Raw genomic sequence first — 13,960 nt, forward strand, 5'->3', positions numbered from 1 at the left:
GCAGGATTTTAAGTCCTGTGCGTCTGCCAGTTCCGCCACCCCGGCAAAATAATGGAGCGGAAGACGGGATTCGAACCCGCGACCCCCACCTTGGCAAGGTGGTGTTCTACCACTGAACTACTTCCGCATTAACGATTATAAAATAATCGTATGAGCCATAGAGGATTCGAACCTCTGACCCTCTGATTAAAAGTCAGATGCTCTACCAACTGAGCTAATGGCTCAAAGATGGTGCCGGCCAGAGGACTTGAACCCCCAACCTACTGATTACAAGTCAGTTGCTCTACCAATTGAGCTAGGCCGGCAATATAATTGAATGGTGGAGAATGACGGGTTCGAACCGCCGACCCTCTGCTTGTAAGGCAGATGCTCTCCCAGCTGAGCTAATTCTCCAATTTGTAAGCCTGGCAACGTCCTACTCTAGCGGAACGTAAATCCAACTACCATCGGCGCTAAAGAGCTTAACTTCTGTGTTCGGCATGGGAACAGGTGTGGCCTCCTTGCCATTGTCACCAGACAATAACTTACTCAATCAATTATAATGTTGTTTGTTTTAATTTTCAATAGTTAATTTTACACTTTCTTAAACTTTCGTTTACAAGTTGTTTACAAAATTAACTTTCGTTTTTGACGACTTTTATATCTTACAATATCCAAAAGTTCATGTCAATTAGTTTTTCAACTTTTATTAATAAAAGTTTTAACTAACACTGTGTTTTTCGAACACTCATAATATATTAGCACATCGTTAGCGCTCTGACTACTCTTTTTTACTTAACTTTCCTGGAAAAGTTCCCCTCTTTTTTACTTATGTAATCATAAATGCACTACTATCACTTTATTCTTTCGTTTTACATACTATTACGCCCTAAAAGTCATAGCTTAGACTATAAAGTATTGTGCCCGAGTCCAATAAATCAAAAGACGTTACATATGCTACTGTGATTTACAATCTTTAAGATCAATCCCTCTCCTTATTTAATTTCATTTGAAGTCTACCTATCTTTTATTACTTTTAAAAATGTAAAAAACGCTAACCACATTAGCAGTTAGCGTTCTTAAATCATCTGGATTTATTTTTGTCTCATATAAGGGAATAATAATACGTCTCTAATAGAAGGTGAATCTGTTAATAACATTACTAGTCGGTCAATACCGATACCTAGTCCACCTGTTGGAGGCATACCATATTCTAATGCTTCGATGTAATCCTCATCCATTTCATGTGCTTCGTCATTGCCTTGTTCTTTTTCAACAAGTTGTGCTTCAAAACGTTGACGTTGGTCGATTGGATCATTTAACTCTGTAAATGCATTGGCATGTTCTCTACCTACTATAAATAGTTCGAAACGATCTGTGAATCTTGGATCTTCCGGATTTTTCTTAGCTAATGGTGAAATTTCGATAGGGTGACCGTAAATGAATGTAGGTTGAATTAACGTTTCTTCTACTTTTTGTTCAAAGAATTCATTTAAGATATGACCATATTTCATATTGTCAGTAATTTCAATACCATGCTCTTTAGCCAATGCTTTAGCTTCTTCGTCAGTTTGAACTTGATAGAAGTCCACACCAGTTGTTTCTTTAACAGCATCTACAATGTGTAAACGTGTCCATGCAGATTCTAAATCAATCTCTTCACCATTGTATTGAACTTTTGCTGAGCCAAATACTTCTTGAGCAATGTGTCTAACCATAGATTCAGTTAAATCCATAATGTCGTGATAATCAGCATATGCTTCATATAACTCAATCATAGTAAACTCAGGATTATGACGTGTAGATACACCTTCATTACGGAATACACGGCCAATTTCGTAAACTTTTTCAAGTCCACCGACGATTAAACGTTTTAAGTGTAGTTCAATCGCAATACGCATATACAATGTCGCGTCTAAAGCATTATGATGCGTAACGAATGGACGTGCCGCAGCACCACCTGCGATTTGGTGCATCATTGGTGTTTCTACTTCTAAAAAGCCTTTTTTATTTAAGAAATTACGCATTTCTTGAATAATTTTACTGCGGTTAATAAATGTACGTGTACTATCTTGGTTGGTGATTAAATCTAAGTAACGTTGACGATATCTTTGTTCAATATCCTGTAAACCATGGAACTTGTCTGGTAGTGGTCTTAAAGCTTTAGATAATAAAGTGAATGTTTTGGCTTTGACTGATAATTCACCAGTATTTGTTTTGAACATTACACCTTCAATACCTACGATATCTCCTAGGTCAGCACTTTTCCAAAGATTATCAAAATCTTCTTCGCCAATTTGGTCTTTACGTACATAAATTTGGATTTGACCTGTTAAATCTTGTACGTGTGCGAAACCAGCTTTACCTTTACCACGTTTCGTCATTAAACGACCAGCAATTGAGACATGACTTTCTTCTTCTTTGTCATGTAGTTCTTCTTTAGAGAATTCATCCCATTGTGTTTTTAATTCACTAGCAGTAGCTGAACGTTCAAAGCGTTTACCAAATGGGTCAATTCCTAAATCGATTAATTCTTGTAGTTTTTGACGGCGGACCTGCATTTGGTCATTCATTTCTTCTGACATAACTTTCTCTCCTTTAAGCTTCTTGTTTTTCTGCTAATAGTTCCATATAGTTTTTTGGAATTTTTGCAAGATATCTATCATTTTTATTCAGTATTAATTTGGTTTAGCGTTATATGTACTTCTTGTCGCCTTTAACATCTATAAGGTAAATGAAGCATTCTTAAATCATTTCATTACTTCAATGTTCCACATAATTAAAGCTTTTAACCTTTATATTTCTTAACCGTCTCGTCTGCCATTACCAAATCATTGATTGGTTTTTGTGAACGAGGTTCAATCTTATCTGATGCAATATCATTAAGCGGTATTAATACAAAGGCACGCTCACTCATGCGTGGGTGTGGGACCACAAGATTTTCTTCTTCTATTATGTCATCTCCGTAAAGTAAGATATCAACATCTAGCGTTCTCGGACCCCAACGAATTTCTCTCACACGATGTAATCGTTGTTCTACTTCAAAGCAACTTTTCAGGAGTGCTTGTGGCGTCAATTCTGTGGCGATCTCTATACATAAGTTTAAAAAATTGGGTTGCTCCGTATAACCTACAGGAGCGGTTTCATATATTGGAGATACATTTACAACTTCAATGCCGTCACTATTATTTAGCATATTGATAGCTTCTTGCAATTGTTGTTCTCTTTCGCCAATATTACTCCCCAGACCTAAATACGCTTGTACCATTTAACGATTCTCCCTCACTATCTCTATTCCTACACCGTCATAATATCCTGGTATGGGTGGATTTTCTTTAGTGATTCTGACTTTCGTTTCCATTACACGATTATAGTGTGAATTTATACGTTTTGCAATACGTTCAGCTAGATGTTCTATTAAATTACATGGTGGTCCTTCCATGATTTCTTTAACATCTTCGAACACCTCTCCATAATGTACTGTATCAGTAACCTCGTCGGATTCGCCCGCTTCTGCTAAATCAACCTTCAACGTCACATCTACTTTAAAGATTTGACCGATATCATTCTCTGCAGGTAAAGCTCCGTGATATGCATAAAATTGCATTCCATTAAGAAAGATTGTGTCGTTCATCTTCATTCTCCTTTAAGAAGTCCATACTTTGACCTAAACGTGCGTTTAATTGCACATTATGGACGCGTACGGCTTTAACGCCTTTCATTATACCATAGGCCGTTGTCGCTGCTGTTGCTTCATCGCGTTCATGCGCCTTTGTTTCTCTCCCAATCATTTCTTTAATAAAACGTTTACGGCTTGTCGCTAATAAGATGGGATACTCTGTGGCTACAAGTTCGTCTAAGCGTGCCATAACTTCATTTTCTTCTTCACGACTTTTGGCGAAACCAATACCTGGATCTAACCATACTTTATGCTGAGGAATGCCAGCCATTTCCGCTTTATTTGCTTGTGTCATTAATGATAATAGCATTTCTTCGACAACAGGTTGTTCTCGATGTCCGTCGCCATTATGCATGAGCACAATCTCCGCGTTATATTCAGCTACTTTTTCTAAAATTTTAGGATCATATAACCCAGCCCATTGGTCATTAATCATTGTTGCACCAAGTTTTAAACACGCTTCCGCCACTTCACTTCGATATGTATCTACAGAAATTTGAACGTTAAATTGAGCTAATTCTTTAACTACAGGTACAACACGCTCTAATTCCTCTTCTATTGAAATTTCTGTGTAGCCAGGTCGTGTAGATACGCCCCCTACATCAATAATATCCACGCCTTCTTCAATCATTTCTTTTGCGCGAGCCACGGCTTTTTCAACTGAATTGTATTTGCCTCCGTCAGAGAATGAATCTGGTGTCACGTTTAAGATACCCATAATTTTTGTTTTAGTCATTTTTGTCACCCTTTGCTAAATTTGAAAATGAATAGACCTAGGTCTTCGATAATTTATACTTTAGAAACGTATTAACTTTGTCTCCAAAGCACTATTGTGTCCTAACCTTTACTTATATTTAATGATACCATTCTATCGGCAATGATTTCAGTATCTGTACTTACGCATGTCCCATGCAATATTACATATAAGGTTACTACCTTTTCAAAAAAGAAAAGCTGAGACATTTTAAATAAATGCCCCAGCCTAAAACGATATAATATTCGATTAATCTTCGAATGAATATAATGGTGTAGATAGGTAACGTTCACCGTTACTTGGTAGTACAGTTACAACTGTTTTACCTTTACCTAATTCTTTTGCTTTTTGGATAGCTGCGTAGATAGCAGCACCTGAAGAGATACCTCCTAAGATACCTTCTTCTTTAGCTACACGACGAGATGTTTCCATTGCTGTTTCGTTGCCAACTTTAATGATGCTATCATAAATTTCAGTGTTTAATGTATCAGGTACGAAACCTGCACCTAAACCTTGTAATTTATGAGGACCTGGATCTCCACCACTTAATACTGGAGATGCTTCTGGTTCAATCGCAACGATTTCAATGTTAGGGTATTTGTCTTTTAAGACTTTACCTGCACCAGATAATGTACCACCAGTACCTACACCTGCTAAGAATGCGTCAATTTGTTTACCTTCAAATTGTTCAACTAATTCTGGACCAGTTGTTAATGCATGTACTTCAGGGTTAGCTGGGTTTTCGAATTGTTGTGGTTCGAAATAGCCGTGTTCTTCTTTTAATTCTTTGGCTTTTTTAATAGCGCCTTTCATAGCTTCTGAACCTGGTGTTAAGACTAATTCTGCACCGTATGCTTTTAATAAGTTACGACGTTCAGAACTCATTGTGTCAGGCATTGTAAATACTGCTTTATAACCTTTAGCAGCACATACGAAAGCTAAACCAATACCTGTGTTACCACTTGTTGGTTCAACGATTGTATCGCCAGGTTTAATTTTGCCTTCTTTTTCAGCTTTTTCAATCATCGCTAAGGCGATACGGTCTTTAACTGAGCCGCCTGGATTTTGATATTCTAATTTTACATAAACATCTGCTGCATCTTCGTCTACTACGTTTCTTAATTTTACGACTGGTGTATTACCAATAATTTGCGTAATATTATCTACTGGTTTTTGTGCCATTGAAAAACGCTCCTTTATCATTCTAATTTAAAACTTAGTTGTTTTATCGGATATACTTATATTCTATCAGAATTTTCTAAAAAGACAAAGCTAATTCTTTCGTTAGGCCATAAAAAGTTACTTTTTACGTTTACGTCGTTAATTTTCCCCTAAAAAAGAGACGATAAACACTTGTTTACCGCCTTAAATCAATAGTCTAGGAGGTTGATAGCCCAACTCCCCCTATTTTTAAGCTTTCATTGTAGTCAATAATTCTTCTAATTCGCCTTCAGAGTAGTTATATTTATTACCGCAGAAATGACACACCGCTTCGGCACCGTGATCTTCTTTAATCATATCTTGAACTTCAGCTTCTCCTAAACCTTTAATGGCATTAAGGAATTTCTCATGACTACAGTTACATTCAAATTGTGCATCTACTGTTTCTAACATTTGCACATTCTCTGTACCTAGAATTTCATTTAACAGACCTTCTGGTGTTAAACCTTCTTCAATTAGTTTAGACACTGGTTTCATATTATTAATGGCATTTTCCAATTTAGTTACTGTTTCATCTTTAGCGCCAGGCATAACTTGAATGATAAATCCGCCGGCAGCTTTTATAGAGTTATCAGGATTAACTAGCACGCCTAACCCCACTGAAGAAGGTGTTTGTTCACTTGTCGCAAAGTAGTATGTGAAATCTTCACCTAATTCTCCTGAGACAATCGGACTAGCACCAGAGAAGTAATCTTTCATGCCGACATCTTTAACGACTTGAATTGAACCGTCTGTACCTACTGCACGTCTTACATCTAATTTACCTTGTTCGTTTAATGGGAAGTGAGTTTGAGGTTTATCTACATACGCACGTACATTACCTTGAGCATCTGCATCCGCGATAATACGTCCGATAGGTCCTTTACCATCTACTGTGACAGTCAATTTTTGGTCACCTTTTAACATCGCACCCATTAAGAGTGTAGCAGTCATCGTTCTGCCCATCGTAGCTGAAGCAGTCGGCCATGTATAATGACGTGTTTGTGCTTCTTGTACCGATTCTGTAGTGATTGTCGCGTACGCACGAATTTCTCCATCAAAAGCTAATGATTTCACAATATAATCATGTGTCATTGTGTTTATCTCCTTTATTACATCTAATTTTATATTATTTATTTTTAAAATGTGTACTGAGTAATGTCTTATCTTTAAGGATATTTATTCTACACTTGTTTAATAAGAATATGAAGTAACTTGCTTTGGTATATAAATGAGTACATTAAGCCTATTTTAAACTAAAAAGAACACCGAAACCAATAACATTTTCAATGATTTCAATGTTCTTCTATAAATTAAATAACTTTTAAAAATTCATGTATCTAATTGTTCTTAATATATATTTTAATACCAAACATTACTAAGAAAGCGAATAAAATTAGCCCGAAAATTGCTAGGCAGATATGAAAAAATACTTTAAGAGGACTTTCATAGTTTTCAACTTTTACACTAGGCGCATGATGTCCTTTAATAAAATCACGATTGTAATCAACATATAAGCGTTGATCTTCTGAAATTTTCAATTTGTATTTACTTTTATCTTTAGGCACTAAATCATATAAATCTTTTTCAACAATCACTTTTTTATCGCCAATTTCATGTTTACCTTTTGTCATCACTTTTCGATATTCATATTTTTCAAATGCTTGTTCTGTTAGTATGTTCGCTAATTGTTGACGCGCATGTTTCGCGGTGTCATCAGGATAAGGCTGAATATTAAAGATATCTGTATTAATTCTTAAATGATGACGTTCGGCAGTTAACACAAGATTATACCCTTGCGTACTTGTACCCGTCTTCAAACCATCAACATCTTTCATCCCATCTACCTCATTAGGTAATGAAGTATTAGTATTATGTAATTCAATGTTCTTTTGCGTATCACTTGTAAGTTTTGTAATGTCTAAGAGTTCAGGATGTGCTTTCAGTATTTGGTTAGCAAGCAATGCCATATCATATGCTGTAGTGCGTGAAACAGTCTCATCTTTATAACTTTTAGGGTCAAAAGGTTTAATAAGATTGTTATTGGCACCACTTGGATTAGTGAAATATGTATCTTTCATTCCTAACTTTTTAGCTTTATCGTTCATGCGATCCGTAAATTTAGATGAATCACCATCGATATGTTCTGCTAACACTAATGTAGCTGCATTACTCGATTCAAGTGCTGCTTGTTTTAACAATTGGTTAATAGTGAACGTTTGTCCCTGTTGAAGCGGAAATGTAGTTAGATTGGGTAATTGCGACATAGCAGCGTATCTAGACGTAATTTTAACGTTATCGTCCATTTTAATTTTACCGGATTTAATATCATCATATATTAAAAACATAGTCATTAATTTAGTTGTCGATGCAGGATCAACTTTTTTATTTTTATGATATTCATATACTATTTGCCCATTATCGGCTGTTACTACCATGCCTTTAGGGTTATATTTTTCATCTATGTATTTATTCTGTTGTTTAGCAATATCGACTGGTGATTGTTGTGCTTGAACAACAGGTGACATAACTAATGAACATATTAATAACATCATTAGCGTTGTAAGTACTTTTCTCAAAATTCCTCCTCCTTATAGTTTCAACATTTAATGAGACGGTCGATGTAAGTTACATAATATAAAATAATTCATATTGCTGATTATAAATTGAACATTAATATATTATTGTGCGCTTTACATAACTATTATAACGTAAAATTAAAATTAGACGACTACAATTATTAAATCTATTGAAAAAACAAAAAATCTCCTTCTACTAAGGGGATTAACCTTAGTGAAGGAGATTGAGTTTAAACGATAAACTTTATCAATTATCTGTTGTCTGGATTGTTTGGATTAAATGGTTTGTCGATATTAGGAGATTGCTCATAACCTGTTTCATCTTGGTCATCTGAATCTCTATGATTTCTATCGTGTGAATCGTCACGTAAACGATCATGGCCAGCATGGTTATCTCTACCATCTCTTTGTTGATCTCTACGAGCGTCTTCACTATCATCATGACGATGACCGTGGTCATCTTCGTTATCGTCATCACGTTGTTCTTCACGGATGTCATCGTAAGATTTACCATATTTTCCATCATTAAAATCTGAATCGTCATCTTTTTTAACAACACGTGCAGAATCGTAATCCACTTCTGGTAAAGTACCGTCGTAGAATAATGAGCGAATTTGTTCTGCTACTAATGTTTCTTCAGTTAATAATGTTTTAGCAATAAGTTTAAGTTCTTTTTCATGTTCTAATAAGATTTGTTTACAACGTTCATATTGTTCTTTAATGATACGTTGTACTTCTTTATCAATTTCATAAGCGATTTGACCTGAGTAGTTAGGTTCGCCTTGCATATCTTTACCTAAGAACACTTGTCCGCCGCTACTACTTGAGAATTGTAATGGTCCGAGTTTTTTACTCATACCATATTCAGTTACCATAGAACGGGCAATTTGCGTTGCTCTTTCAAAGTCATTAGATGCGCCTGTAGATACTTCGTGGAAGTTAATATCTTCAGATACACGTCCACCTAAGAGACCACAAATCTTATCTAATAATTCTGGTTCAGTCATTAAGTAACGATCTTGTTTAGGTAACATCATTGCGTAGCCGCCAGCTTGACCACGTGGCACGATGGTAACTTTGTGTACCACTTCTGCTTCATCAAGCACCATACCGATAACCGTATGTCCAGCTTCGTGGTGTGCTACGATATTACGTTCTTTTTCAGAAATAACACGTGATTTTTTAGCTGGTCCAGCGATAACACGGTCCGTTGCTTCTTCAATGTCACGCATGTCAATTTTGTTTTTACCTTCACGCGCAGCAATTAATGAAGCTTCATTTAATAAGTTCTCTAAGTCGGCACCAGAGAAACCTGGTGTTCTTTGTGAGATTGCTTTTAAGTCTACCGTTTCATCAAGTGGCTTGTTCTTAGCATGTACATGAAGAATAGCTTCACGGCCTTTAACATCTGGGCGACCCACTTGAATTTGTCTATCGAAACGACCTGGACGTAATAACGCAGGGTCTAGAATATCAGGACGGTTAGTTGCAGCAATCATGATGATGCCTTCGTTTTCACCGAAACCATCCATTTCAACTAGTAATTGGTTAAGCGTTTGTTCACGTTCGTCGTGACCGCCACCAACACCGGCGCCACGTTGACGACCAACCGCATCAATTTCATCGATAAAGATGATACATGGTGCGTTTTTCTTAGCGTTTTCGAATAAGTCACGTACACGGCTTGCACCAACACCCACAAACATCTCAACGAAATCAGAACCACTGATTGAGAAGAAAGGTGCGCCAGCTTCTCCCGCTACGGCACGTGCTAATAATGTTTTACCAGTACCTGGAGGGCCTACAAGTAATACCCCTTTAGGTATTCTTGATCCCATTTGTTTGAATTTCTTATTATCTTTTAAGAAATCTACAATTTCAATTAACTCTTGTTTTTCTTCGTCTGCACCAGCAACATCAGAGAAACGTACACGACGTTTTTGGTTATCGTACATTTTAGCTTTGGATTTACCAAAGTTCATCATACGACCGCCACCGCCGCCACCTTGTGCTTGGCTAAGGAAGAATATAAATAATAAAGCGATAATTAATACAGGAATAAGTGTAGTTAACATGCTTACAAAGACACTTTGTTTTTCTTCTTCTTTAACTGTAAAATCTAATCCCTTTTGGCTTTTGGCTTCATTTGTAATTTGTTGTAAGTCTTTTTCGTTGTTGTATAAAATAGTTGAAGAGTAATCTTCATCATTTTTAGTTTTACCACTTACCAAGTACACATTTTGTTCAGGTTGGATTTCTAAGGTTTTCAAGTCACCTTTATCCAATTTCTCTACAAATTGTGAATAGGAAAGTTGTTTCGGAGTATTACCATTCCCATTTATGTAAGAAAATACGCCGAATATAATAACGCCAATAATTGCGATAACTAGCACATTGCGAAAAGCTTTCTGCATGCGTCATTTCCTCCTATTTCTATAATAAAGCTAACAAAAATTGTAACACAATACTTCTTTTAAAGGCTAGCATTTCAACTTTTGTATCACTTTTCAAATTCCCCATAATATCAATCGTTTGAAACTACTTCTATCTGAAAAATGTAAGCATATACCAGATAAAAATATTCTATATTTTGAATAGGAATTTAAGAATATAAAATGAGTCTACACCAAATTGATATTTAAGTATAGTTATTATATCTTAAACCCTATTTAATATCTTTAAAATCGAAATTCATTAATTTATTTACTATAAATTTCTGGTTTTAATGTGCCAATGTAAGGTAAGTTACGGTAATGTTCAGCATAGTCTAAACCATAGCCTACAACGAATTCGTCAGGAATTTTCTTACCAACATATTTAGCTTCGATATCTGCTTTACGACGGTTTGGTTTGTCTAATAAAGTTACAATTTCTAGTGAATTCACTTTACGTGACTGTAAAAGTTCGGTAATTGATTTTAAAGTTGTACCAGTTTCTAAGATATCTTCAATGATTAGGACGTCTTTATTTTCAATAGAAGAACCTAAATCTTTTAAAATTTGAACCTCACCAGTAGATTCAGTACCACCGTGATAGCTTGAAACGTCCATAAAGTCGATTGCTAAGTGTGTATCAATACGTTTAATCAAATCTGCCATAAACATTACTGATCCTTTTAAAATTCCTACACATACAAGTGGTTTGTCTTTATAGTCCTTAGTTAATTGTTCACCCAAGTCTTTACAGATATTTTGAATATCTTCTTCGGTTAACAAAATTTCTTTTAAATCGTTCTTCATTTCTCATTCATCTCCAATTTCTTAATCTCGATATATTTATCGTATGCCTCAGCAATATATAAATCACCTATGGCAATAATATTGTGTTGTTGATCTTCAACTAATGGCATTTGGGCACGGTCGTCATTATCAATTTTATAATCTATCAGTAGCCGACTTACTTTTTTATGGCCATTTTGACCATTTAATTTAAATTTATCACCATTACGACGTGTTCGAATCGTTAAAGGGAAATGTTGCATAGCCAAATCTGAAGAAATCGTAATACGATAATGTCCAAATCGATATGTATCTGCGTGCGTAATGATTTGCTCGTCTAATATAGGTTCCTTATTTTTTGCCATTAGTATAAATTTATCATAAGCAATTTGAATTATCCATTTTTCAGAAAGAGTTATTTCAAATTGTGCTGTTTGACTTGAGATTTGTTCAAACCATTCTCGATAATTCTTTTCTGAAAAGGTTTTATCTAGATGTATATGTTCAATTAATTTATCTAATAACACCATTTTAGCTATTTCATCAAGGGCATTAAATTCATCTCTCTTACATTGAAAATATTCTAGACTGTCTTTATGTATATTAGCATTCATAAAGCGCTCTACACGTTGGTGAGTAAGACGTAGTTGGGTATCATGCCAATGTTTTAATTTTAACAGTTGTACACTATCAAGATCTACATTGCTATCAATCATAGGCAAGATGCGGTTACGAATATCATTACGTGTGTATTTATTATCCTGGTTTGAATGATCTTCGTAATATGGCACCTGGTGGCGTTGTTGGTAAGCACGAATATCATCTTTAAATGTATCTAATAATGGCCGACATATTTTATAATGATGGCGCCAAGAAGTATCGGCTATACCTAATGCATTCCGTGTTGAGCGTCCAGTAAACACACGATAAAAAATTGTCTCAAGTTGATCATTTAAATGATGAGCTGTGACTAAAACATCCGCTTCTAAGTCATGCATCATAGTATCGAACCACTCATAGCGCTTATGTCGAGCGTCTACTTGAATGCTTTTACCTTGTGCGACTAAGTCTGAAAGATCTAAATGTTTAATATAACAAGAGATGCTATGTTGTGCACAGTAATCTTTGATAAATTGTTCTTCTTGTTGCGATGCTTGTCGTAAACCGTGGTTAACATGTAAGCATGTAAGTTTTTTATAGGTGTGGCGTAATTCAAATAGTAAACGATGTAATAGACACATACTGTCTACGCCTGTTGAAACTGCGAGGACAATATGATCTGTTTCTTTCCAAAGTGGCGTATTCACTTTCACGTCATTCACCTTCTTATCTTAATGTACTATCATTCCTTGCCTCACTCTTATTATCTCATGAAAAAAGGAGTGGAACTAAAATTCAACATTGAATTCTATGTCCCACCCCGCACAAAGTAACTAAGCTCATATAATATCTTATGGCTTTCTTCTAGTGCAACAATCGTTATCTTATTAAATTATCTAGGATGTAGAGATTGGACACCGTTGACCGGCTTCCTAGAGCCCGATTTCCCTATATCTCAATCTCGATAGCTTACCTAGTTATTATCACAAGAATATATTAATTAACGTCTAGAACCCTTACCGCCGCGTCGAGATTCAGTTTGACGCTTGATAGAAGTTAATTTATCTTCACTATCTTTTAGGAAATTACTTAATTTCTTTTCAAAATCTTCACCTTTTGGTTGTGGTGGTTTATTTTGACTAGTTTTATGATGTGGTCTACGAGGACGGTCTTTCGCTTTTTTAATTGAAAGGCTAATTTTACCGTCGTCTGCGATAGATAACACTTTAACTTCAACTTCATCTCCAACTGATAAGTGATCTTCAACATTCTCAACATAGTTATCAGCCACTTCACTGATATGAACTAAGCCACTTTTTCCTTCAGGTAACTCTACAAATGCACCAAATTTTTTGATACCTGTAACTTTACCTTTTAGCTTGTTTCCTACTTCGATTGACATATTCTAAATGAATCCTCCCGATTTTGTTTCGATTTTAACCTTATTATATTCCTGTTTTAACTTTTTCACAATGCTATAAAACGATTATTTTAAACCCGTCCGAGACAACAATAATTAAGCTCGATTATTTTGAATTATCATCGGAAGATTTAGATTTAGAAGACTTATCATCTTTATCTGGTAATTTGAAAATAACCTCACCTTTATTACTTAAATAATAATCATCTCTAGCGACTTTTTCTATATAATCTTTATCGTTTAAATTATTCAGTTCTTCTTTTAAAGCAATTTCTTCATCTTGTTTCTTTTGAAATTGTTCTTCTTTTTGTTTACGTTCAACCGCCATTTGATCATTGCTGTGTTTTTGGAAGACAAGCATGATGGATAGAATGACTATAATCGCTAACAATAGACCTCCAAAGACAGTGACTCTGCGTCGTACAATTTTCATTTTTTTCTGTTGACGCTTTCTTTTACGATTTCTCTCAGAGGTATACTGGTTACCGATTTCTTCTACCTTTTTACTCATAGCTTGTCACCTCCTTCAAT

At 35.4% G+C, this 13,960-nt stretch carries 12 protein-coding genes, 4 tRNA genes and 1 rRNA gene; all 17 read right to left on the reverse strand.

Annotated features, from left to right (window positions below; translation table 11 throughout):
* Positions 1–52 precede the first annotated feature (52 nt).
* The 17 genes from HS848_RS11915 to divIC all read right to left on the reverse strand — a co-directional run bounded on the left by HS848_RS11915 (position 53) and on the right by divIC (position 13,940).
* Positions 53–127: transfer RNA gene (locus HS848_RS11915), tRNA-Gly, on the reverse strand.
* A 24-nt stretch (positions 128–151) separates the two neighbouring features.
* Positions 152–224, reverse strand: a tRNA-Lys gene (locus HS848_RS11920).
* 5 nt (positions 225–229) lie between these two features.
* Positions 230–305, reverse strand: a tRNA-Thr gene (locus HS848_RS11925).
* Between the two features lie 12 nt (positions 306–317).
* Positions 318–393 (reverse strand) — tRNA-Val (locus HS848_RS11930).
* A 9-nt stretch (positions 394–402) separates the two neighbouring features.
* A 5S ribosomal RNA gene (gene rrf / locus HS848_RS11935) occupies positions 403–517 on the reverse strand.
* Positions 518–1,073: 556 nt separating this feature from the next.
* Positions 1,074–2,564 carry a lysine--tRNA ligase gene (gene lysS / locus HS848_RS11940; protein WP_198612470.1) on the reverse strand — a complete coding sequence of 497 codons (1,491 nt, stop codon included), beginning with the start codon at positions 2,562–2,564 and terminating at the stop codon, positions 1,074–1,076.
* A gap of 203 nt (positions 2,565–2,767) precedes the next feature.
* The gene (gene folK / locus HS848_RS11945) at positions 2,768–3,247 is read right to left on the reverse strand and encodes a 2-amino-4-hydroxy-6-hydroxymethyldihydropteridine diphosphokinase (RefSeq protein ID WP_198612471.1); all 480 of its coding nucleotides are present in this window, start codon (positions 3,245–3,247) and stop codon (positions 2,768–2,770) included.
* Positions 3,248–3,613, reverse strand: coding sequence for a dihydroneopterin aldolase (folB, locus tag HS848_RS11950; protein WP_103165626.1), 366 nt, complete (start codon positions 3,611–3,613; stop codon positions 3,248–3,250).
* Positions 3,591–4,394, reverse strand: a complete 804-nt coding sequence (gene folP, locus HS848_RS11955) for a dihydropteroate synthase (protein ID WP_198612472.1) — start codon at positions 4,392–4,394, stop codon at positions 3,591–3,593. Before folP ends, folB begins: the two co-directional genes overlap by 23 nt.
* 267 nt (positions 4,395–4,661) lie before the next feature.
* Positions 4,662–5,594, reverse strand: coding sequence for a cysteine synthase A (gene cysK, locus HS848_RS11960; protein WP_103165624.1), 933 nt, complete (start codon positions 5,592–5,594; stop codon positions 4,662–4,664).
* Between the two features lie 228 nt (positions 5,595–5,822).
* Entirely contained in the window at positions 5,823–6,707 is an 885-nt protein-coding gene (hslO, locus tag HS848_RS11965) for an Hsp33 family molecular chaperone HslO (RefSeq protein WP_198612473.1), read from the reverse strand.
* 245 nt (positions 6,708–6,952) lie between these two features.
* On the reverse strand, positions 6,953–8,191 hold the full coding sequence (pbp4, locus tag HS848_RS11970) for a penicillin-binding protein PBP4 (RefSeq protein ID WP_198612474.1): 1,239 nt from the start codon (positions 8,189–8,191) through the stop codon (positions 6,953–6,955).
* Between the two features lie 251 nt (positions 8,192–8,442).
* Complete coding sequence (gene ftsH, locus HS848_RS11975) at positions 8,443–10,605, reverse strand: ATP-dependent zinc metalloprotease FtsH (protein ID WP_198612475.1); 2,163 nt, start codon at positions 10,603–10,605, stop codon at positions 8,443–8,445.
* A gap of 285 nt (positions 10,606–10,890) precedes the next feature.
* Positions 10,891–11,430, reverse strand: a complete 540-nt coding sequence (gene hpt / locus HS848_RS11980; RefSeq protein ID WP_107508150.1) for a hypoxanthine phosphoribosyltransferase — start codon at positions 11,428–11,430, stop codon at positions 10,891–10,893.
* The gene (tilS, locus tag HS848_RS11985; RefSeq protein ID WP_198612476.1) at positions 11,427–12,722 is read right to left on the reverse strand and encodes a tRNA lysidine(34) synthetase TilS; all 1,296 of its coding nucleotides are present in this window, start codon (positions 12,720–12,722) and stop codon (positions 11,427–11,429) included. The genes hpt and tilS overlap by 4 nt, the downstream gene beginning before the upstream one ends.
* Before the next feature lie 287 nt (positions 12,723–13,009).
* Entirely contained in the window at positions 13,010–13,411 is a 402-nt protein-coding gene (locus HS848_RS11990) for a S1 domain-containing RNA-binding protein (RefSeq protein ID WP_107505805.1), read from the reverse strand.
* A 124-nt stretch (positions 13,412–13,535) separates the two neighbouring features.
* The gene (gene divIC / locus HS848_RS11995) at positions 13,536–13,940 is read right to left on the reverse strand and encodes a cell division protein DivIC (RefSeq protein WP_103165619.1); all 405 of its coding nucleotides are present in this window, start codon (positions 13,938–13,940) and stop codon (positions 13,536–13,538) included.
* Positions 13,941–13,960 lie beyond the last annotated feature (20 nt).

It is taken from the genome of Staphylococcus caledonicus (genome assembly GCF_016238465.1).
In the GTDB taxonomy this organism is placed as follows: Bacteria; Bacillota; Bacilli; order Staphylococcales; family Staphylococcaceae; genus Staphylococcus; species Staphylococcus caledonicus.

What these genes read in the sequence shown, in the direction of transcription:
- folP (WP_198612472.1), bottom strand. Translation starts at nt 4,394, where the DNA reads ATGACTAAAACAAAAATTATGGGTATCTTAAACGTGACACCAGATTCA.
- ftsH (WP_198612475.1), bottom strand. Translation starts at nt 10,605, where the DNA reads ATGCAGAAAGCTTTTCGCAATGTGCTAGTTATCGCAATTATTGGCGTT.
- folK (WP_198612471.1), bottom strand. Translation starts at nt 3,247, where the DNA reads ATGGTACAAGCGTATTTAGGTCTGGGGAGTAATATTGGCGAAAGAGAA.
- HS848_RS11990 (WP_107505805.1), bottom strand. Translation starts at nt 13,411, where the DNA reads ATGTCAATCGAAGTAGGAAACAAGCTAAAAGGTAAAGTTACAGGTATC.
- folB (WP_103165626.1), bottom strand. Translation starts at nt 3,613, where the DNA reads ATGAACGACACAATCTTTCTTAATGGAATGCAATTTTATGCATATCAC.
- hslO (WP_198612473.1), bottom strand. Translation starts at nt 6,707, where the DNA reads ATGACACATGATTATATTGTGAAATCATTAGCTTTTGATGGAGAAATT.
- divIC (WP_103165619.1), bottom strand. Translation starts at nt 13,940, where the DNA reads ATGAGTAAAAAGGTAGAAGAAATCGGTAACCAGTATACCTCTGAGAGA.
- lysS (WP_198612470.1), bottom strand. Translation starts at nt 2,564, where the DNA reads ATGTCAGAAGAAATGAATGACCAAATGCAGGTCCGCCGTCAAAAACTA.
- hpt (WP_107508150.1), bottom strand. Translation starts at nt 11,430, where the DNA reads ATGAAGAACGATTTAAAAGAAATTTTGTTAACCGAAGAAGATATTCAA.
- cysK (WP_103165624.1), bottom strand. Translation starts at nt 5,594, where the DNA reads ATGGCACAAAAACCAGTAGATAATATTACGCAAATTATTGGTAATACA.